21 protein-coding genes are annotated in these 20,887 nt (G+C 45.3%); 12 read left to right on the top strand and 9 right to left on the bottom strand.

Annotated features, from left to right (window positions below):
• Positions 1-54 precede the first annotated feature (54 nt).
• Positions 55-1,140 carry a complex I subunit 1/NuoH family protein gene (locus tag KOE27_RS21185; protein WP_215240785.1) on the top strand — a complete coding sequence of 362 codons (1,086 nt, stop codon included), beginning with the start codon at positions 55-57 and terminating at the stop codon, positions 1,138-1,140.
• 25 nt (positions 1,141-1,165) lie between these two features.
• Here the strand turns inward: KOE27_RS21185 and KOE27_RS21180 are convergent, their stop codons facing one another.
• The 3 genes from KOE27_RS21180 to KOE27_RS21170 all read right to left on the bottom strand — a co-directional run bounded on the left by KOE27_RS21180 (position 1,166) and on the right by KOE27_RS21170 (position 3,582).
• On the bottom strand, positions 1,166-1,615 hold the full coding sequence (locus KOE27_RS21180) for a YEATS domain-containing protein (protein WP_215240784.1): 450 nt from the start codon (positions 1,613-1,615) through the stop codon (positions 1,166-1,168).
• 67 nt (positions 1,616-1,682) lie between these two features.
• Positions 1,683-2,921 carry an ABC transporter permease gene (locus KOE27_RS21175; RefSeq protein ID WP_215240783.1) on the bottom strand — a complete coding sequence of 413 codons (1,239 nt, stop codon included), beginning with the start codon at positions 2,919-2,921 and terminating at the stop codon, positions 1,683-1,685.
• Positions 2,922-2,955: 34 nt separating this feature from the next.
• Positions 2,956-3,582: an ABC transporter ATP-binding protein gene (locus tag KOE27_RS21170; RefSeq protein ID WP_215240782.1), complete on the bottom strand. Its 627-nt coding sequence runs from the start codon at positions 3,580-3,582 to the stop codon at positions 2,956-2,958.
• A gap of 247 nt (positions 3,583-3,829) precedes the next feature.
• On the opposite strand from KOE27_RS21170, the gene KOE27_RS21165 reads away from it, so the two are divergent.
• Genes KOE27_RS21165 through KOE27_RS21145 form a run of 5 tightly spaced genes read left to right on the top strand, consistent with a single transcriptional unit; the run spans position 3,830 to position 7,899 of the window.
• Entirely contained in the window at positions 3,830-4,840 is a 1,011-nt protein-coding gene (locus tag KOE27_RS21165) for a DUF6089 family protein (protein ID WP_229252865.1), read from the top strand.
• An 11-nt stretch (positions 4,841-4,851) separates the two neighbouring features.
• Complete coding sequence (porG, locus tag KOE27_RS21160) at positions 4,852-5,553, top strand: type IX secretion system protein PorG (RefSeq protein ID WP_406566864.1); 702 nt, start codon at positions 4,852-4,854, stop codon at positions 5,551-5,553.
• 7 nt (positions 5,554-5,560) lie between these two features.
• A complete protein-coding gene (locus KOE27_RS21155; RefSeq protein ID WP_215240780.1) occupies positions 5,561-6,103 on the top strand; it encodes a DUF2911 domain-containing protein in 543 nt (180 codons plus the stop codon).
• 20 nt (positions 6,104-6,123) lie between these two features.
• Positions 6,124-7,020: a S1 family peptidase gene (locus KOE27_RS21150; protein ID WP_215240779.1), complete on the top strand. Its 897-nt coding sequence runs from the start codon at positions 6,124-6,126 to the stop codon at positions 7,018-7,020.
• A 48-nt stretch (positions 7,021-7,068) separates the two neighbouring features.
• Positions 7,069-7,899: a phytanoyl-CoA dioxygenase family protein gene (locus KOE27_RS21145; protein WP_406566871.1), complete on the top strand. Its 831-nt coding sequence runs from the start codon at positions 7,069-7,071 to the stop codon at positions 7,897-7,899.
• A 7-nt stretch (positions 7,900-7,906) separates the two neighbouring features.
• Here KOE27_RS21145 and KOE27_RS21140 read toward each other — a convergent pair whose 3' ends face one another.
• A complete protein-coding gene (locus KOE27_RS21140) occupies positions 7,907-8,602 on the bottom strand; it encodes a YjjG family noncanonical pyrimidine nucleotidase (protein WP_215240777.1) in 696 nt (231 codons plus the stop codon).
• Between the two features lie 379 nt (positions 8,603-8,981).
• On the opposite strand from KOE27_RS21140, the gene KOE27_RS21135 reads away from it, so the two are divergent.
• The 4 genes from KOE27_RS21135 to KOE27_RS21120 all read left to right on the top strand — a co-directional run bounded on the left by KOE27_RS21135 (position 8,982) and on the right by KOE27_RS21120 (position 11,530).
• Entirely contained in the window at positions 8,982-9,581 is a 600-nt protein-coding gene (locus KOE27_RS21135; protein ID WP_215240776.1) for an RNA polymerase sigma factor, read from the top strand.
• On the top strand, positions 9,556-9,801 hold the full coding sequence (locus KOE27_RS21130; protein ID WP_215240775.1) for a hypothetical protein: 246 nt from the start codon (positions 9,556-9,558) through the stop codon (positions 9,799-9,801). The genes KOE27_RS21135 and KOE27_RS21130 overlap by 26 nt, the downstream gene beginning before the upstream one ends.
• Positions 9,802-9,934: 133 nt before the next feature.
• Positions 9,935-10,591, top strand: a complete 657-nt coding sequence (nth, locus tag KOE27_RS21125; RefSeq protein ID WP_215240774.1) for an endonuclease III — start codon at positions 9,935-9,937, stop codon at positions 10,589-10,591.
• A gap of 84 nt (positions 10,592-10,675) precedes the next feature.
• On the top strand, positions 10,676-11,530 hold the full coding sequence (locus KOE27_RS21120) for an FKBP-type peptidyl-prolyl cis-trans isomerase (RefSeq protein ID WP_215240773.1): 855 nt from the start codon (positions 10,676-10,678) through the stop codon (positions 11,528-11,530).
• Positions 11,531-11,591: 61 nt separating this feature from the next.
• Here KOE27_RS21120 and KOE27_RS21115 read toward each other — a convergent pair whose 3' ends face one another.
• From KOE27_RS21115 to KOE27_RS21100, 4 genes are read right to left on the bottom strand one after another with little or no spacing between them, the layout of a single operon-like run.
• On the bottom strand, positions 11,592-12,737 hold the full coding sequence (locus tag KOE27_RS21115; RefSeq protein ID WP_215240772.1) for a DegT/DnrJ/EryC1/StrS family aminotransferase: 1,146 nt from the start codon (positions 12,735-12,737) through the stop codon (positions 11,592-11,594).
• Positions 12,738-12,754: 17 nt separating this feature from the next.
• On the bottom strand, positions 12,755-13,351 hold the full coding sequence (locus KOE27_RS21110) for an acetyltransferase (RefSeq protein WP_215240771.1): 597 nt from the start codon (positions 13,349-13,351) through the stop codon (positions 12,755-12,757).
• A 39-nt stretch (positions 13,352-13,390) separates the two neighbouring features.
• Entirely contained in the window at positions 13,391-13,993 is a 603-nt protein-coding gene (locus KOE27_RS21105; RefSeq protein WP_215240770.1) for a sugar transferase, read from the bottom strand.
• A gap of 59 nt (positions 13,994-14,052) precedes the next feature.
• Positions 14,053-16,461 carry a thiamine pyrophosphate-dependent enzyme gene (locus tag KOE27_RS21100; RefSeq protein ID WP_215240769.1) on the bottom strand — a complete coding sequence of 803 codons (2,409 nt, stop codon included), beginning with the start codon at positions 16,459-16,461 and terminating at the stop codon, positions 14,053-14,055.
• A gap of 208 nt (positions 16,462-16,669) precedes the next feature.
• Here KOE27_RS21100 and KOE27_RS21095 point away from each other — a divergent pair, with 208 nt between their 5' ends.
• Positions 16,670-17,068: a DUF1573 domain-containing protein gene (locus KOE27_RS21095; RefSeq protein ID WP_215240768.1), complete on the top strand. Its 399-nt coding sequence runs from the start codon at positions 16,670-16,672 to the stop codon at positions 17,066-17,068.
• 50 nt (positions 17,069-17,118) lie between these two features.
• Here the strand turns inward: KOE27_RS21095 and KOE27_RS21090 are convergent, their stop codons facing one another.
• Positions 17,119-19,983, bottom strand: coding sequence for a putative LPS assembly protein LptD (locus KOE27_RS21090; RefSeq protein ID WP_215240767.1), 2,865 nt, complete (start codon positions 19,981-19,983; stop codon positions 17,119-17,121).
• 74 nt (positions 19,984-20,057) lie between these two features.
• Between KOE27_RS21090 and KOE27_RS21085 the strand changes: the two genes are divergently transcribed.
• Positions 20,058-20,873: an N-acetylmuramoyl-L-alanine amidase family protein gene (locus KOE27_RS21085; RefSeq protein WP_215240766.1), complete on the top strand. Its 816-nt coding sequence runs from the start codon at positions 20,058-20,060 to the stop codon at positions 20,871-20,873.
• The last annotated feature ends 14 nt before the right edge of the window (positions 20,874-20,887 follow it).

Genomic DNA, 20,887 nt, shown 5'->3' with positions numbered 1-20,887 from the left:
AGTACTTTTGTACAAAGAATCTCGGATTGAGAGTCGCATAATGGTCTTGAATTGATGCCTTTCACGCTTATTATTTTTCTTCTTGCAGTACCGGGCTTCGTTGTAGTGGGTGTATATCTCGAACGCAAAGTGTCAGCTTTTATACAGGACCGGCTTGGGCCTATGGAAGTGGGAAAGTGGGGTCTTCTTCAGCTCTTTGCCGATCTTCTTAAGTTGCTTCAAAAGGAAGATATTGTTCCAAAGGCATCGGACAGATGGCTTTTTCTGGCCGCTCCCGTAATCATATTTATTTCAGTATTCGCAGGTTTTGCGGTGGTGCCGCTTGCTCCTGATCTGGCAGGCTCGGGGGCAGCAGTGGGGGTGTTTTTTCTGCTCACGATTGTATCGGTAGATGTAATGGGCCTGCTGATGGCGGGCTGGGGATCAAACAATAAATATGCACTGTACGGTGCAATGCGTGCCGTTTCTCAGATCATCAGCTACGAAATACCTTTGGGTTTGTCCATTCTCTGTGTGGTGATGTTATCACAGACGCTTGATTTGCAGGTCATTAGTTTTCAGCAGGGGATTTACAGTGCGGACACAGTTTACCTTTTGGGTATCCGGCAATGGGGAATAGATATTAGCCAGGTGGGAGGGTTTTTGTCCTGGAATATCATCAGGAACCCCTTTTTATTGCTGGCTTACATCGTGTACTTTATAGCCTCTCTGGCGGAATGCAACCGGGCTCCTTTTGACTTGCCAGAAGGAGAATCGGAACTTGTGGCTGGTTTTCACACCGAATATTCTGGTATGCGATGGGCATTATTTATGCTTTCAGAATACGGTATGATGTTGCTGGTTTCTCTTTTAGGAGCCATTCTTTTTCTGGGTAGCTGGAATACCCCTTTTCCCAACATAGGCCCCGTTAAACTTGCCGACTGGACGAGCGGGCAGCCTGGAACCTGGTTCGGATATATTTCTGGAGCCTTCTGGCTTCTTGGCAAGGCTATGATAGGCGTGTTGGTTCAAATGTGGGCACGCTGGACCTTGCCGCGCCTCCGGGTGGATCAGCTCATGTACCTGGGCTGGAAAGTACTTACGCCTGTCGGGCTGGTCCTGTTCTTCATCTCCGGAGTTTGGAAGTTACTGGGCGTCTAACGTCCATCAGGAAAATGTGGCGGATTTATTCCGCTATCTCCGCGTTTTCAAGAATGTAATTCATCTTATAGATATCATCAGCATTAAGCTGTAAAGTACCCGTGAAGGTCAGGCGCTCGTCTGTCTTAAATTTACGGGCCTTTTTCTTGAAATTTAATGTCATAACCGTTTCTGGCCCAGCGCCCCCGCAAAAGAAACATGCGCTGAAAGGAAAAGCAGACAAAACGTAAAGATTGGCATCCAGATCAACCGGTAAAACGTATCCTGTGATACTAACAGGTTGATTTTTAAGTTTCTGGACGCTCGCTCCGAAGGTGGGATGAAGCATGTAGATGGATTCTTCGGCATACCATTTTTTCTTAAATGTTACATCCCGAAGGGTTTCCCAGGTAAGTTTTACAGGATTGCCGGTGGGTGTAAAAGCAAACAGAGATGTTACACAGAAGAGAATCAAGGAGATACGAAGCACTTTCATTGGGCCAGACTTTTTTGTTTTTATATCTTTTCGGTACTCAGGAAATCAAACAAATTTAAAAAGAATATCATTCCTCGGCCAGTGTTCTGGAGATATTAAGACGATAGATCCCCAGGGAAGGCAGGATGGCGGCTATCAACCCAACAAATAACGCTGCTGCCAGCAGGTATAGTTCTTCGGGCAACAGCTTAAACTGGTTGAGCGAATAATGAAAGTCCTGTTCGGCTGCCTTTGCAAACAGCCAGAGACCAAACCGGCTCATTACTACACCAGCTAGATAGCCCAATAAGGAAAGAACAATCCCTTCCATCAGGAGCATCAGAAAAAGCCTTGTTCTGGTGGCACCCATAGATAACATCAGGGCCATTTCATATTTTCTTTCCTTCAAAGAATTATAGAGAGATATGAAAACACTAATTCCCGCAATGCTGATAATGACAAGTGCCAGTGCCCGTAATGTTTCGATACCCACACCGAGCAGGGAGAACAGCCGGTTGATCTCAATACTGGGTAAGGCGGCCTGCATGGAGGTATTCTGATTGATCTGGCGTGGCAAAGCAATTAGTCCCATAGGATTACGGAACTGTATTAAGGCGCTGGTTACCTCTTTTTTTGCTTCAGAGTGCAGTTCGGCTTCCGGGTGCTCATGGTCCGAATCTTCTGCGCCCAAAGACATATTCACCTGGCCGCCATGATCATGAATAGCCCAGACACTTTCCAGGCTCGTCACAATGAGCTGATCAATCACCGAGCCGTTTGCTTCAAAAATTCCGGTTATTCGGTATTGATTATCTCCGTGTGAGTCGCCCTCTGCATCCAGGCCGTGTGAACTTGAAAATGTGTCCCCCACTTTGAGTCCGGTGGTGCTGGCCACTTTACTGCCAATGGCTGCTTCCATGGAAGTGGTAAATAGTTTTCCTACTGCAAGCTTGGCACCAAAATGCTGAATGTACTGAGGAGTGGTACCTACAATCCGGAAGCTCTGGTAGTTGTCTCCCATGGACAAAGGTATTACGGATTTGACGAACGGGTTCATTTTCAAACGTGATACTTCTTCCAGCGGAATATTACCTGTAGGGGAGTCTATCTGATATATGCTGCACAGTATCAGTTGCAGGGGGCTTCCCTTTGCCCCGACCACCATATCGATACCTTTGATATTCCTTTTAAACTGTTCGTCCAGCTGTTTGTCCAGCAATAAAAGCAGTGAAATCATCCCAATTCCCAGTGTCAGGAGCATCGTACTCAAAAAGCTGTTGAGCTTTTTTTCGCGGAGATTGGAAATGCTGATTTTGAGTATATTCATTTTAATAACTTTCAATGAATCAGTTCTGAAAAAATTATAAAAAGATCTGATTGGGGAATTCGTCTTTCAGTCGCTGGTCATGGGTCACTACCAACAGACTGGCGCCAATGGAGGCCGACTGCTGCTTTAATAAGCCAATTACTTTGTGGCAGTTGACATCGTCCAGGTTGGAAGTGGGTTCGTCTGCCAGAATAACTTTCGGATTATTCATAAGCGCTCTTGCAATACTGACCCGCTGTTGCTCTCCTTGGCTGAGCTGCGAAGTTTTTTTTGACAAATGACCCGCAAACCCCAGTTGTTCTGCCAGATATGCCGCTTTATCCTTATCCTGTTTTTGATTGGACAGATAATTGGCCAGTATCAGATTATCGAGCACAGACAGAGAACTAACAAAATGAGCCTTTTGGTAAATGATGCCCACTTTCAGGGCCCTTATGTTAAGAATTTGTGCCGGCGACAAATGATTCAGGTTCTGCCCGTCGATGTGTATCTCTCCCCGATCTGGTTTCAGTAACAACGCCAGTAAATGAAGCAAGGTCGTTTTCCCTTTTCCGGATTGACCCAGGATGAGGAGCGTTTCGTTGTCCTGGCAAACAATGTCCGGGAAACTGAACTGCTTTTGTGGTGTGTAAGAAAAATGAAGATCTCTGCTGATGATCATTGTGAGGAAAATTAACTTATTTACAATGATAATGAAGTTTGATGGTTTTGAGGCCCCAAAGGCAGGCTAATAGTTACCTGGCGGGGATAAATTAATAGTTTGATAACCTCCTGGCCGTTCTTCAGTGCTGCCGTAAGTCTAAAATAAATGGTTGGTACAAATAAATTAATCAGAAAAGCGTTGAAAAGATGATGTAATGAAAAGAAAACCAACAACTGTTTTATTTTTGCAAAAAATCGACTATAAAATGTTCCGAAATTTAAATAACAAGAAGGTTGATGGGAAGCTCGTATGGCTGTTCGTATTCGGCTTCATTGCTGTTGGAGGAAATGCACACGCGCAATACAAAAGTATTTTTATTCCTTACTCGACTGTCGGGTTCGGACTGGGGACTGCCAACTATTACGGAGATATGGCTTCTTACAGCCGTCCGCTGGCCTCTACCTTTAAGATGATGAGGTGGAGTATCGGAGGCAATTATACACGCCACTTTACCCCGCGGCTGGCAGCCCGGGCAACTTTTACTTATGCCCGAATAGCAGGCGATGATTTTACAATGAATGACTCGCCCAAGTATGAAACAAACATTCTGTTTGCCAGAAATTTACACTTTCGGAACGACCTCAAAGAGTTTTCGGTACAGGGAATATTTAAGCTGATACCGGATAACAGGAGTTATGATCGCAGGGCACAAATCGGAGCCTATCTGTTTGCAGGGGTTGCGCTCACGGCGCACAACCCCAAGGCACTGGATTCTCTGGGGGGGGATTGGGTCAGGTTACAACCGCTTCATACCGAAGGCCAGGGCAATGAAGGATATGCAAAACCTTATTCACTTGTACAGTTTGCTATTCCTTTTGGTATAGGACTTCGATACAAAATCAATTCCCGGTTCGATATTTCTGCCGAACTGGGTTTTCGGTACACTTTCACGGATTATCTGGATGATGTTGCCGGGAACTATGCTGATCCTTCTCTTTTTGCGGATGATCCTACGGCACTGGCGGTATCAAACCGGACCACTGATTTGGTTTCAACGCGTAAGGGTAAAGATCGTATTCCCGGATTGACCCGTTTTGTACAGGCTAATTATAATATTACTACTGAAGATCCGGTGTCAGTTTTGCCTGCAGTGGGCTATGGTGCACCCGGAACACAAAGAGGTAACAGCCCCACACTGAGGGATACCTATATGATCGGGATGATACACCTGCATTATATTCTTCCTACGCAGATCAAATGTCCGCCACTGAAATAATTATATTACTATTGGAAAAGGCCTTAAAAACAGGATTTCCAGAATCCCGGAAAGGTAGTCTGGCTGCCTGGATTTTGTTGTTTGTTTTGCTCTCGCAAACAGTGTCAGCTCAAAAAGTTGAATTAGGCGTGGGTTTGGGCGGCTTCAATTATAACGGAGATATTTCCCCTTCATTCCGGTTCAGATTCCTGAAACCGGCTGGTAGCGTCTTTTTTCGGTATAATCTGAATAGCGCGTTGACTTTAAGGGCCGAAGTGGCGGGCGGATTGATCGGTGCAAAAGACAGTGAAAGCAAAGACCCGCAACAGGTATTGCGGGATCAGAGTTTCCGTACTTCAGTCTTTGAGGGAAGTGTTGCCGCTGAATACAATTTTCTCGATTACAAGGAAAGGAGGTTTGCAGTGAACTGGACTCCGTATGTCTTCGGTGGCATGGGTCTTGCGAAGTTTAGTCCCAATGTAAATTCGGGGGGGTACCGCACCAATACGCTTGTATTACCTTACGGTGTAGGTGTAAAGTATCAGATCAGAAGGCCCTGGGCTGTTGGCCTGGAATACGGTACACGGAAGACTTTTACAGATTATCTTGATAATTTGGGAGGAGATCCTGCCTCTGTGGATAAAATACAGCAGGGGAATCCGTCTTTGAAAGATAAATATTATTACCTGCGTTTATCAGTAACTTACACCTTTTATAGGATTGTCTGCCCTTAGTACGTATATGAATAAAACTCTCCTTATCATTCTTTCCGTTTGTGTCGTTTGTGCAATAACTTTTTTTGGGTACAGGAAATTTACCAAATCATTCAGCCCAGAGTCCCAGGCAGAATTTAAAAGTAGCCAACTGGATGTGAAAGCAACTTTCAGCAGGCCAGGGAAAAAGGGTCGGTTCATTTTTGGAAGAGAGCAGGACAAGGCCCTGGTACCCTACGGCAAAGTCTGGCGGACTGGCGCCAATGAAGCCACTGTAATAGAAATTGGGCAGGGAGTACTTTTTGCGGGGAAACCGGTTGCGGCAGGTACCTATTCCTTGTGGACTATCCCCGGGCAGGGCAGCTGGGAAGTGATCCTCAATTCAGAAACCGGCCAATGGGGCACGGAATATAACGACGGGAAGGATATTCTCAAAAGTGAAATCCCTATCAGGATACGGCCGGTGGTTCAGGAGCTTTTTGATATTTATTTTGAAGAAAAGCAGGACGGTGCGGATATGATATTAAGCTGGGATCAGACCGAAGCCATTATTCCGATTCGTGTACGGTAAGCATAAATATCTTCTTTTTTATGTTTGTTGAAGCGATCGAAAAGGTAGACCAGTTTACCCGCCCCATACATTTTCTCCTGCGTTATTACACCGGTAGTGATATTGTGCCGGGTACTGCAACTTTATTTTTTGTAAATGAGGACGGTTTTGCCATCACCTGCGGGCATGTGGCCAGACAAATACTTTATGCCAATTCTATTTACGAAAATTATCTTAAATTTCAGGCGGAACTAAGAAGATTTGACAAGGACCCCGGTCTTGCTTATCAAAGGCAATTGCTAGAGACAAAATTTAAGATCGGCCCCGATAGCGTCATCCGGATCATTTTTAATTTTATAAATTGTGTTTCCGGGCATAAAGGTCTTTCCGTTCATCTGCATCCGACGCAGGATCTGGCCATCATCCAGTTTCGCGATTTTGATTCCGTTCAGTATAAAGGATTTGCCACTTTCCTCAGGGATTCCAGAACCGTGAAGCCGGGCAAGTATTTATGCCGCCTGGGGTACCCGTTTCCGGAATTTACCAACTATCACTACAATAAAAGCCGTAACGACATTGAATGGAATAAGGAAGGCAGGATTAACACTCCTGTTTTTCCCATTGATGGTATCGTAACCAGGCATATCGGCGAAGCCAATGAAATTGTTGGTATTGAAATGAGTACCCCGGGCCTGAGAGGGCAAAGCGGAGGGCCTCTTTTTGATAAAAACGGTGTGATTTACGGCATGCAGAGTGCCACCCGTCACCTTCACCTGGGTTTTGACCAGGTGAACCGGGAGGTAATTACGGATGGACAGCGCAAACGGGTGTCAAATTATCCGTTTTTGAATGTTGGGCAATGTGTGCATGTGGAATTAATCAAGCAATTTTTACGGGAGAAGAGAGTGAAATTTTATGAAGCGGATTCAATCGGGTAGGTTTTGAAATTCGTATGCTTTATTTAGAAAATATCCGCTGAGCGCATGATGGAAACCAAGAGATCCGCTTTATTTGAAAAGGAATTAGCCGCACCTTTTACACTACCTGAAGAGGCTGTTTCGTTTTTTACGGAACATGGTTATGTGAAACTGAAAAATGTCCTGAGTGCCGAAATTTTGCAGCACTATGGCGATATCATTACAGATCTGGTTTTTAAATTGAATAAGCTGGATAAGCCCATGGCTGATCGTACTACATACGAAAAGGCGTTTTTGCAGGTTATGAACCTTTGGCGGGAAGATGAAGAAGCGAAGGCTTTTGTGTTCTCGGCAAGGCTTGCAAAAATAGCAGCAGACCTGCTCCAGGTGAAAACAGTCAGGTTATATCATGACCAGGCCCTGTACAAGGAATCCTCCGGCGGGATTACCCCGTGGCATGCTGATCAGTTTTATTGGCCGCTATCTTCTCCCAAAACAGTTACCGTCTGGATACCGCTTCAAAAGACCTCCATGGAAATGGGGCCGCTTGCCTTTGCAGAAAAAAGTCATGAAGTTGAAATAGGGCGGGACCTGGAGATCAGCGACGAAAGTGAAGCAATCATGGCGCAGCAACTGGGGCAGTTCCATATCAACGAAGAACCGTTTGACCTGGGAGAGGTAAGCTTTCATACAGGCTGGTTATTTCATAGGGCAGGTCCCAATACTTCTGGTAGCGCCAGAAAAGTCATGACCATGATCTACATGGATGCAGACCAGGTGGTAACCCAACCCAAAAATTCCTATCAGCAGGCCGACTGGGAAGCCTGGCTTGCTTCCAAGGAGGTAGGTACATCACCTGATAGTGAATTAAACCCTGTTTTGTATAGTTATCACCACTAAACGCATTTCACAAGATTTCCCGGAGTTCGTTTAAGTGCCTGATATCATAGGTGGGAGCGTCGTCGAACTTTAATCCGGCAGGGTTGAGGTATACGGTGTCCATCCCTACCTTTTTGGCACCCATGATGTCAGCGATCCAATTGTCACCCACCATCATACACTCGGATACTGCCGCCTGGGTAATTTTCAGGGCATACTGAAAAATACGCGGATCCGGTTTTTTGGCTTTTGCAGTTTCAAAGGTGACCACATTCCGAAAAAAATGACTGATTCCTGCACTGGCTATTTTTTGGGCCTGAATTTCATCAAATCCGTTGGTGATGATGTGCAGTTCATATCCCAGGAAGGTAAGATGGTTCAGTATTTCCATGGCCCCCTCCAGTAAGTTTTTCTTGGTAGGAAGGCTTTGCAGGTAGTACGCTCCGATCGCCAGATGCTCATCATGGCAAGGTACCCCGAGTTCTTCAAACACTAGCCGGAAGCGGTTCTCACGTATATAGGCATGGTGCAGGGTTCCCCGGTCAAAGGCATCCCATAATGAGGTATTGATCCTCAGAAAACACTGTATAAAATGTTGCGCCGAGGTAATTCCATGCTGATGAAGTGACCAATTGGTGAAAATTTCGTCCAGAGATTCGGAGGAATTCCGCTCGAAGTCCCAGAGCGTATGGTCCAGGTCAAAAAAAATATGCTTGTAGTTCATTCTGGTAATAGTTCAAAAATGCGTATCCTTGTAAAAATATATACCAGAAGTAACAATCGGGCAGAGACTGGTGAAGATAAATCTGAAGCGCGTTATTATTTCGTATATTATTTAATTCGTTCAATTATTTACATTGATAGAGATAGAAATCCATTGAATGTTTTGTGATGTCGGGCAGGTACAGTATGTTGTTAACATCTGTTAATGATTGATTCTTTACAAAAAAAAGCAATGCAAACATTTGCAAATGATTTTCCAAATCTATTTCTTTGATTCGTATAATTACATTTCGCGAAGATCACTTCATTTTTTAACGCAAACAAGAAAGGAGAAAACAATATAGATACACCGCTCTACGTTAACTAAATCGAATAGTAAAATGGAGAAAGTCCTGGTTAGCGACAGTGAGTTGGTAACATTGTATATCCGCGGTAATGAAAAGGCTTTTGAAAAGTTAGTTCAGCGCCACAAGTCAAGAATATACACCACGATTTATCTGATTGTTAAGGATCAATATGTAGCCGAAGATTTATTGCAGGATACATTTATTAAAGCAGTTGACACGATAAAGTCGGGTAGATATAATGATGAAGGTAAATTTTTACCCTGGATCATACGGATTGCACACAACCTCGCCATTGATTATTTCAGACGTGATAAACGCTACCCCAATGTAGTGTTCGAAGATGGAAGCAGTGTATTTAATACACTGGATTTTTCGGAGGATTCCGTTGAATCAGTTCAGATTCGTCAAGAGACACATGAGCAGCTGAGGGAGATGATCCAGAGGCTTCCCGATGTGCAAAAGCAGGTTCTGATCATGCGCCACTACGAGGACATGAGTTTTCAGGAAATTGCGGATGCCACGGGTGTGAGTATCAATACGGCATTGGGAAGAATGCGTTACGCGTTAATTAACCTGCGTAAGCAATTTAACCAACGAGCCCCGCAATATGACAAAAACTTTTACTTACGATGACGTTGTAAGGTATTTATATGCCGAGACAACAGAAAATGAAAATGAACTGATTGTTGAAGCATTAGCACTCGACGATGATTTAATGAATTTCTATCTTGATTCTCTGGAAATAAAAAGCCAGATGAACAAAATTGTCAGAGTTCCGTCTGACAATACCATTGCAGGAATTCTCAGTTATTCACAACAGTTTTCAACTGAAATGCCCGCGCTTTCGTATTAGCATCGGGAAGGACTAAAAAAATTACCAGCTGTTATCAATAGCTGGTAATTTTTTTAATATCCTTACAAAACGACAAGTTCACCACCTCATTATGAGCATCATACCGTGCAGACAGGTCTTCATGGGTTAGATTATGTTAAAAAAAGAAAGATTCAGAAGGTTTTTAGATTATTTCACTTCCAATTTCCCCGAACCGGAGACGGAGTTGCATTATAAAGATCCGTTTCAGTTGCTGGTTGCAGTGGTTCTCTCAGCGCAATGTACCGATAAACGGGTCAATATGGTAACACCCGCCCTTTTTGAACGGTTTCCTGACGCGCAATCGCTGGCATTATCCAATGCAGAAGAAATTTTTACCTATATAAGGTCCATCTCCTATCCAAATAACAAGAGTAAACATCTGGCGGGCTTGGGCAGAATGCTGGTGGAGCAGTTTGGTTCGGAGATTCCGGCATCCATTGACGAGCTTCAGAAGCTACCCGGAGTAGGCCGGAAAACGGCGAATGTAATAGCGTCGGTAGTTTTTAATCAGCCTGCGATGGCGGTAGATACACATGTCTTCAGGGTATCGCACAGGCTTGGACTGGTTCCTAAAACGGCCACCACACCACTTGCCGTGGAAAAGGAATTAATGAAACATATTCCCACTGAACTGGTTCCTAAGGCGCACCACTGGCTGATCCTGCATGGAAGATATGTGTGTCTGGCACGTAGTCCACAATGTAAAATCTGCAAGCTTACCCCGATATGCCAGTACTATGAAAAGCTGCAAAAGACCACAGTTTTCTGACCAATTTACAACCTTTTCACCTCATGCCGTGTCTGGATCAATAGGTGTAGAACTACCCATTAATTTAAAGAAAAAACAAAAGAAATGAATCGTATCTATTTATTATTGTGTCTCTCGGCGACAATGGTTGTGAGTTTGTCAGGCTGCCTTAAATCGGACAATAATCGGGATGAGGAGATGATCAGGGAAAATGAGATGGCTATTGAAAGTTATTTAAAAGCAGATAGCCTTGGCAGCAGGGTTATCAAGGATACCACGGGTTTGTACTACATTACCCGGAAGCCGAATCCTACCGGGGAAAAACCTAAGGTTGGGGATGCCGCAACGGTCAAAATCTCTGGCTATTTGCTGTCCAATGGAACAAAAGTTATATCAGCAGTGGACGACAAGCCCATTTCTTTCTCGGTTGGCGGGTTTGTATTGTTAGGTGGCATTGAGCGGAGTCCGTTTCTGATGAGAACCGGGGAGAAAACCACATTTCTTTTGCCGTATTATCTGGCCTATGGAGCAGAGGCACGCACCAATGTCCCTGCTTATTCTCCCATCCGCCTCGAAATGGAGCTGATAAAAACCAGGACTGAACTTCAGCAGATTGATGAATATATCCTGGAGAAAAAGTTTGTGGTAACGGAACGTACGCCTGAAAATCTGTTCATCATCCGTACGGATACTACCACCGGTCCGCCGATTGGCTCTGGGAAATCTGTAAGAGTGAAATACGTAGGTCGCTTTTTGGACGGGACAAAATTTGATGAAGATACTCCGACGGTAACAACCAATACGGGGCAGTGGGCAAAAGGATTTGATCTGGCCATTCAGAAATTACCAGCTAAAGGAAAGGCTATTATTGTTTTCCCTTCTTCTTTGGGTTATGGAGCTACAGGAAAAGGCCCAATTATGCCTTACACTCCCCTGCAGTTTGAAATTGAGATTTTATAAAATACCCCGGGTAAAATAATCCAAGCCTCCTGCCAGTCATACGGGCGGGAGGCTTTCTTTTTTAATCAAAACATTTTTTAATACTTAGTACCACCCGTTCCATGTCTGTTTCGCTTAAATTTGACCCGGAGGGTAAGCATAAACCGGTTTCAAAAAGCTTTTCGGACACCTTTCCCCCAAAATAAGGCGCTCCTTCAAAAACTGGCTGCAGATGCATAGGTTTCCAGAGGGGACGGGATTCTATATTTTCTTCGAGTAATTTCAGCCTGATGTTTTCTCTGGTTACTCCTCCCGAAAGTACGGGGTCAACGGTTAGTGCTGTGAGCCATCGGTTGGAGAAAAAACCTTCGGGTTCGTTTTGAAATCTGATACCCGGCAGGGCGGCCAGATGGTTTTTGTAAAAATCGAAATTTTTCCTGCGTTGATGTACCCGTTCCGCAATTACTTCCAGCTGGCCGCGGCCAATGCCGGCGCAAACATTGCTCATGCGATAATTATAGCCAATCTGGGTATGTTCGTAATGCGGCGCATTGTCGCGGGCTTGTGTAGCCAGAAACCGGGATTGGGATATAGCCTTTTCATCAGCTGAAAGTAAAGCACCGCCCCCGGAAGTGGTGATGATTTTGTTCCCATTGAAAGACAGTATGCCGAATTTCCCGAAAACTCCAACGCGCTTTGCTTTATATGCTGACCCCAGCGCTTCGGCGGCGTCTTCGATAACCGGGATATCATGGGTGGCGCACAGAGCCAGTACCTCATCGAGCTGTGCAGGCATTCCGTACAAATGAACCAGTATGACTGCTTTAGGTTTTTGTCTCCTTTTTAAAAAATGAACGATTGCCTCTTCCAGCGCCTGCGGACAGATATTCCAGGTATCCGGTTCAGAATCAATGAATACGGGTATAGCACCCTGGTAAACAATCGGATTGGCACTCGCCGAAAATGTGAAACTCTGGCAGAGTACAATGTCTCCTGTTTTGACCCCCGACAAGATCAGTGCAAGGTGCAAGGCGGCAGTACCGGATGATAACGCGGCCACATGCGGGCTTCCTATATATTCTCCAAGCTCTTTTTCAAAATTGTCCACATTCGGTCCCAGTGGAGCTATCCAGTTGGTTTCAAAAGCTTCTTGGACGTATCTGATCTCCCGGCCGCTCAGGTGGGGAGACGACAGCCATATGCGGGAGGTATTGGATTGTGCGCTCAAGGTATCTGTAAGGACTATTAAAGGTTGCTGACAATTCTTGCTGGATTACCCCGGACCACTGATCCGTCCGGGACATTTTGTGTCACCACACATCCTGCAGTGAGCAGGCAGTTTTTTCCGATCGTTATGTTGGGTACTACCGCGCTGCCTACGCCAATCAGGGTATTTTCACCTACTTGTACGTTTCCGCACAACACCACTCCGGGTGCTATGTGAACGAAATCGCCTATCCGGCAGTCGTGGTCAATGGACGCTGTGGTATTAATGATTACATGTTTCCCCAATGAGGTATCAGCCTGCACAACAGCCCGGTGCATGATAACCGTACCTTCGCCAATGATGACAGTTTTGTCAACAAGAGCAGAAGGGTGTACTGCAATTCCAAAGGTATGCGTTATGCCTGCTGCAATCCTGCGCCGGATCTGATTGTCTCCGATCGCAATAATGAGAGGCTCTGAGGCATGTGCCCTAGATTGGTACGGGCCAATCACTTTTATCCCGGAAATCTCTGTTTTGGAAAGATCATCATCAAAAACAGCTGTAACGCTCAGTCCGCCTGCCTGCAGACAACTGATGATTACTTTGGCGTGGCCGCTTGCACCGTAAAGGATCATATAGGGGTACCGAAATGGGTATAGTCAGGAGAAGAAATCTCAGGATCCGGTAAATTTTTCCATAGTTACCAATTCTGACGAATTTACATCATCCCGGCGAATAACTTTAAAAATGGTGAGGAAAGCGATTTTTAGGTCCAGTGTTAATGAGAGATTTTCAACATACCAGACATCCAGTTCAAATTTTTCTGCCCATGAAATGGAGTTTCGCCCATTGATTTGCGCCAAGCCGGTGATGCCAGGCCGTACGGAATGTCTTAGCCTCTGCCGCGTATTGTAAAGCGGCAGGTATTCAGGCAGAAGAGGCCTCGGGCCGATCAGGCTCATTTGGCCACAGATCACATTCCATAACTGGGGTAGTTCATCAATGGAAGTTTTTCTTATAAAATGCCCTAAGCGGGTAACTCTTTCATGGTCTGGTAAAAGGTTGCCGGAAGCATCGCTCTGGTCGTTCATGGTTTTGAATTTTACCAGCGTGAATAGTTTCTCTCCTGCTCCCGGCCTTAGCTGGACGAAAAAGGGCTTGCCGTTATTTGAAATCGATAAAAGAATAGTAATAATGGTGAGGAATGGGAGAAGTAATACCAGGACCGTAACCGCGATCATAATATCAATCAATCTTTTTCCAAATCTTCTGTACATGCGACCAAAGGGTATTGTTTAATTGAGCTGTGGGTATCTTAATGATGGATTTTAGGGTATCAATAAAGCGCAGGAAAACGGGATGGATCAGTTTCGGAGATGATCTGGTAAACCTTTTCAATGATGTCATCGACATTGGGTTTGGAGAAATAATCGCCGTCGGATCCGTAGGGAGGCCTGTGCGCTTTGGCCGAAATGGTAACCGGAGGGGAGTCCAGCCAGCGGTAAGCATTTTGTTTTTCCAAAACCTGCTGCATCATATAACCGGAGGCGCTGCCAGGCAGATCTTCGTCTGCAAAAATAATACGGCTGGTCTTTTTAACAGATGTCAGAATGGACGAGTGGATGTCAAATGGCAGCAGGGTTTGTACATCAATCACTTCTGCCTCAATACCCATCAGACTTAACTGAGAAGCCGCTTCACTAACAATTCTGCACATGGATCCATAGGTAACGATGGTGATATCCTCTCCTTCTTTGAGTATTTCCGGCACACCCAAGGGGAGGCATATCTCTCCAATATTATCAGGAAGGACTTCTTTTTGGCGGTAGGAGTTCAATGGTTCCACCACAAGAGCGGGGTCGTCACCACGCAGAAGTGTATTGTAAAATCCGGCGGCTTGGGTAAAGTTCCGGGGTACGATCACATGCATACCCCGGAGGCTTCCCAGTATCGTCCCCATAGGAGAGCCCGAGTGCCATATTCCTTCCAGACGGTGCCCTCTAGTCCTGACGATCAGAGGAGCTTTTTGGCCGCCTGCGGTTCGGTATCTGAGCGTGGCCAGGTCGTCCGTGAGTATGGAAAGGGCGTAATAGATATAATCAAAATATTGTATTTCAACAATGGGCCTCAATCCGCGCATGGCCATCCCTATTCCCTGGCCAATGATGGTGGTTTCACGGATACCGGTGTCAGTAATTCTGAGTTCCCCGAATTTCTCCTGTAAGCCGGCCATTCCCTGGTTCACATCTCCTATGCTGCCAACATCCTCACCAAGGGCAACAACGCGGGGATCCTTTTCAAATAATTCATTGAAAAATGACCGGATAATTTCCCTTCCGTCCACCGTAGGGCTATCCTCAGAAAATACAGGGAAAACAGGGGGGACGTTTAAGGGAGAGTCGTCAAATTCGCTATACAAATGGGTACTGAACCGCTCAGTATTATCTTTAAAGAAGGTCTTCAGCAAGTCGCTCAGTTTATCTCTAACGGGGTGAATTTCATTTCTGGTTATTCTGAGCACTTTTCTGATACTCCCTGTGATATCCCTTCTGACAGGAAGATATGTTTTTGAAAGCTCTAGTATAATGTTGCTGATTTCAGAAGAAAACCGGCTTTCACGCATGAAATCCTGCAGAAGCTGTATTGTTTCGATGTATTCCTTATCCAGGTCTTTCCGGTAGGCCTGCCATGCGAGGTTACGCTGCTGATACGCGGTTTCCCTTGCTTCTGCCTCAATTTTTTCGAGCTCATCACCTGTTGAAAACCCGTTTTCCAGTATCCATTTACGAAACCGAGCATTGCAATCATGATCCTGTTCCCACTGAAGCCTTGATTTTGACTTATACCTTTCATGAGATCCCGAAGTGGAATGCCCCTGAGGCTGGGTAAGCTCGGTAACATGCACCAAAACCGGGATATGCTTTCTGCGGCAAAGGTCGGCTGCTTTTTGGTAGGTCTCGATGAGTGCGGGGTAGTCCCAGCCATTCACGGTCATGATTTCCAGGCCAGGCCCGTCTTGATTTCTCTGCAGCCCGGCAAGCGCTTTGGAAATGCTTCCCTTGGTAGTCTGGTATTCAACGGGTACCGAAATTCCGTAACCATCGTCCCATACGGAAGTCAGCAAAGGAATCTGTAAAACCCCTGCGGCATTCATCGCTTCAAAAAACATCCCCTGCGAAGTTGAGGCATCCCCGATGGTGGCAAAAATAATTTCATTTCCCTGACGGGAAAAGGTAGTCAGGTACTGAATATCCTGGTTGGTTTTATAAAGTTTGGAAGCATAAGCCAGGCCAACAGCACGGGGCATTTGCCCGGCAGTAGAGGATATATCACAAACCGAATTGTAAAGTTTTGTCTGATCCAGCCATTTGCCGTTTTCGTCTATCCACCTTGTAGAGAAATGGCCGTTCATAGACCTGCCACCGGTGCTAGGCTCGTGTTCAATATCTGCATGGGCATACATCTGTGCAAAAAGCTGCTGCCAGGTAAGATTCCCCAGTGCAGCTTCGATGGTCTGGTCACGATAGTATCCGGAACGAAAATCTCCCGGACGAAATACATGCGCCATGGCCAGCTGGGCCAGTTCCTTGCCATCTCCGAAAATGCCGAATTTGGACCGGCCTCCCATTGTATCTTTCCTTCCCAGTAAACTCACCTGTCGGCTTTCACATGCCAGACGGTAGTCGTTGATAATATCCTCTTGATTTAATACACTGGTACCGGTCAAACTATCATTTAGAAGCATAAGCAAAATATACGGGCATGAATCCGTAGTTAAATTACATTTTTTTGTAATGCGTGCCAAAATTATGCAGGAAAATAATATTCATAACAATTATTGAGCGAAGTTTAAATCCTTTGTTAATATTGGTTAATGTTTATTAATTTTAATTTTTATACGTTAATCTTGTTTTTCGAAATCATTTTCCACCACTAAATGTAATACAGCAATCATGAAATTATTTTTTTCAGCGTTGGTTTTGCTGGTTGGCCTGTCCACCGTGAGTTTCGCGCAAAAAGGTGTTCTGAAGTTTAAAGAGGAATCACACAAGTTTGGTAAAGTACCACAAGGCACTCCTGTAACGAATGAATTTGTTTTCACCAATACCGGTACTGACCCCGTGGTTATCTCTAACGTAACCGTTTCCTGTGGGTGTACTACTCCTGTATGGTCCAAGGAACCCGTAGCTCCCGGCAAAACCGGAACCGTAAAAGCAACTTTTAATGCTGCCGCTGCAGGTCCTTTCAATAAGCCCGTTACCGTTTTCAGCAATACCGAAGGAGGCTCTATTACCCTTTACCTGAATGGCGAGGTTGTTCCGAAACAAGCTGCCAAACCTTCTTCGAAATAAGAAGAGGTTTTAGAAAAAAATTGAGAGGCTGGCCCCATGGTCGGCCTTTTTTAGTATGCGGATTGGTCGTAGAATGAACGTCGCCGTGAAACTTTCAGGTCTTGCAGGATACTGGACTTCACCTTAAGCGTGAAGCTGTAATTGCTGACACGCGTCCTGCTGCCGGCAAACGGCGTCCAGCTCAGGCTCATATCCCAGCAGTGCAAGTCACGCATGAGCGATAGCTGTGTGATGGTAGGCTGAAAGGCTGAGAAGTCAAAACCGGTACTGGCTGTGATCTTGAAGTTTTTGGTAAGGCTCAAATCCCCGGTCACATTCACCGCCTGTATGATCGTTGTTTTAGAAAGCCCCGGTTTGGACAGGTTGAAGTTGTAGTTCAGCGATACATTCCAGGGGATGGTAAAATCTACGTATAACTCCGGATGCTGTTCCACAAATTCTCGTTGTTCGGGTGTAGCCGTACTATTGGCCCCTGTTGCAGGCTTATTTTTGCTATCCGTTTTCTTAGGAGAAAAATTGGTACCTAATGTGAAACCCAGGTTCTGCAGGCTTGCCAATCCCTGTCCCTGGGTGATGGCATATTTGTTGATCTTTCTGCCAGCCGTCGATGATTTATCCGGAACGTAAGTATACGGGTCCAGATTCATATTGAAGTTGAGGTTCAGGTTTTTGCCGATTCTTGCATTGGCATTGACCGTGATATTGGACAGATTGAGGGAGTCTGCAAGCAGGTTGTAGTTACCTCCTAAGCTGAAATTGTCCAGCAGTGATATTTTCTCAAACTGTGTAGAGGCTGTATCGCTTTTGGATTTTAGTTTCATTTCAAACGAGTTGTTCAGACTGAAAGATACCACGCTTGAAGCTTTTCCATTACTGACACCGCTGCCGATTCCGCGAAATTTTGACAGCGCAAGTTCCTTCACAGTACCTTCGTCATCGGTAATCTGAAGGCGTTGGTAAAACCCGAATGCGTCACCGGTGAAGTCGGGCGTGTAGGTAAATGACATAGAAGGAATCACCGTGTGTCTGATCGCCTCAAGCCTTTTTCCTCTGACAAAGAAGGTTCCGTAAAAACGTGTATTGAGCCCCGCACCAAAATTGTAAGAATACTGCGTACCTGCTTTCTGAAGCGTATCCATCTTGATAAGACCCTGGCCTGCAACGGAATATCGGTACTGTTTCGTAAAAACTTCGCCGTTCAGAGACATGCTTGGCGTAAAATTCAGAAATCTTAAAATCTTGAAGTTAGGCAAAGATATTGGTAAACTGTATCGGCCTGTGAACTGTGCGTCCTTTAGCATATCCGGAAGACTTCCGGTGTTAAAGGGCAGTATTTCCTGTTTGCCGATCCGTGCGGTATCAATCGTGTTGGTAAGCCTGAAGCCCAGGCTCGTATAGCTGGTGTCAATGGTGGAGAGCACATTGGTCAATGTATAATTTCCGCTGAAATCCAATCCCATCCGGAAACTTTCGTACCAGCGGCCTCTCGGGTTATTGAGCGCAAACGGGGCGATCTGATTCACCCCGAAGCTGAAGTCCGAACTGATGTTGGTTTTCCCATTTTCCCTCCTTCCTGTTTCGGCGCTTATTTGACCAAAGTTTTGGTTAACGCGTAAGCTGGCCGCTCCTCGCAGGTATTGTCCCATGGTGCGGTTGTACTGCACCGATGAGCTTGCCACATTGGAAATGTATTTTTGTGTATCAAATTCCTGAAACTGATTGTAACTATTGCTGCTCACGTTAACATTGGCCGAAAACGTAGAATTGCCGCGAGGCTTGGGTGTGTGGGACCATTGGATGCTGAAATCGTTGGTGATCCCTTTTTTGATAAGCTGGTCGATTTCGTCGCTGGAACGGTTTCGGTTAAAGTTGAGGGATAAACTGCCATTATATCGGTATCTTGATATATAGGTGGAAGCTACGCCCAGACCCCAGCTGCCGGTTGAGTAGATCTGCCCGGTTACCTGTGCGTTAATATATTCGCTGATCGCGAAATAGTATCCTCCATTTCTCAGATAAAAACCCCGCCCATTAGGTTCTTCTCCATAAGTTGGAAAAATGATTCCCGACGTACCGATTTCTTTCTTCTTAGGAAATGGAAAAAACCCGAAAGGAAGCGCAATAGGCAAGGGGACATCACTGATCACCAGATTGAAGGGACCGGATATGACCTGTTTCTGATGAACCAGTTTGATTTTCGGAGCATTAATATAAAAGTGAGGATGCGTGAGATTACAGGTCGTATACATTGCTTTCTGGATATAGAAATTCCCTTCCGTATCCTTTTTTACCTTGTTGCCCCGGATATTTCCATCGCCCTCCTGGGTGATAATCCCTTTGATAATCGCCTTTTTAGACTCAAAATTATACCGGATCTCCTTGGTATTATAAGTGGTACCCCCATCCTGAAAAATAGGCTCCCCTACCATCTTTTTGGCGGTGGAGTCATAAGTACCCCTTGCGTAGACTTCGTTGGTGATCCAGTTAAGACGGATGTAGTCGGCTTTCAGATTAATGGTTCCGTAGGTTACCTCGGCATCGCCATACATGTGAACTTCTTTCGCCAGGGTTTCCATAATGGTGGAGTCTCTGGCAGTATATTTGACTACAAACTGGAGGTCATCCGGGCTGGAAAGCGTATCGCGTGCAGCGCTGTCGGTAACGGCAACCATCTTACCGTTAACGGAGACACTGTCTGGGACGGCAGCCGGGCGTTTAGTACCTGCGGTATCCGGCAGGGTTTTGGATATAGCAGTACTGTCCACCGTTTTCGATACAAGGTCTTTGCTTCCTGCAGTGGGGAGGCTGACGCTTTTTCGTGTGGGACGTTGTTTAACACAAGCCATCGTGCCGAATAAAAGAAACGACACCAATATGAGCGATATAATAATCGCCTTTCTTTTCAGTTCTAACAAATAGCGTATTTTTGCAATAGAATCTCAAAAATAGCAGAGAAAGCTTGAACGAGTACCGCCGTAACTGAAAAATAATGTTAAAAGTTCTTAAAACCATCATTGCAGCAAGTTTCCTGTTAGTTACCCTGGCCTTTGCTTTTCATGATCCTACTACGGAGGTAAGACCGGTAAATAAAATTAAACCCCTTTCTACAGTGAATACCGTTGTCCTTGACGCAGGGCACGGAGGGAAAGATCCGGGTACCAGGGGTAGGACCACCAAAGAAAAAGACGTAGCTTTAAGTGTGGCTCTGGAACTCGGCCGTCGGATTAAAGAGGAAATGCCAGAGGTAAAAGTGCTCTACACGCGCTCTACGGATGTTTTTATAGAGCTTGGCGAACGCTCCGCATTTGCAAACCGGAATCAGGCTGACCTTTTCATTTCAATACATTGTAATGCTACGCCCCGTTCGCATAGTGTAAAGGGAACGGAAACCTTCGTGATGGGTTTACATAAAACGGAAGGTAATCTGGAAGTTGCAAAAAGGGAAAACTCTGTAATTTTGCAGGAAACCAATTACAAGCAGAAATATAAGGGCTTTGACCCTAACTCGCCGCTTGCACATATTATGCTGGCAAATTATCAGAGCGCTTTTATTTCAAGCAGTCTTCGGTTTGCCGATCTGGTGGAAAAAAAGTTTCAGTCGGTATCCGACAGGGAGAGCAGAGGGGTAAAACAGGCAGGGTTTCTGGTACTGTGGCGGGCAGCCATGCCAAGCGTATTAATTGAAACAGGATTTTTATCTTCTCCTGAGGAAGAAGAGTATTTAAGTTCGGAAGAAGGGCAGGCAGAAGTGGCCGAGTCGATTTTACAGGCATTTAAGTCTTACAAAAAAGATATGGACAGGTAGTTCTTATCCGGTTT

Origin of the sequence: Dyadobacter sp. CECT 9275 (assembly GCF_907164905.1) — a bacterium.
GTDB lineage: Bacteria > Bacteroidota > Bacteroidia > Cytophagales > Spirosomataceae > Dyadobacter > Dyadobacter helix.
This window is presented reverse-complemented; position numbering and strand designations above follow the sequence as displayed.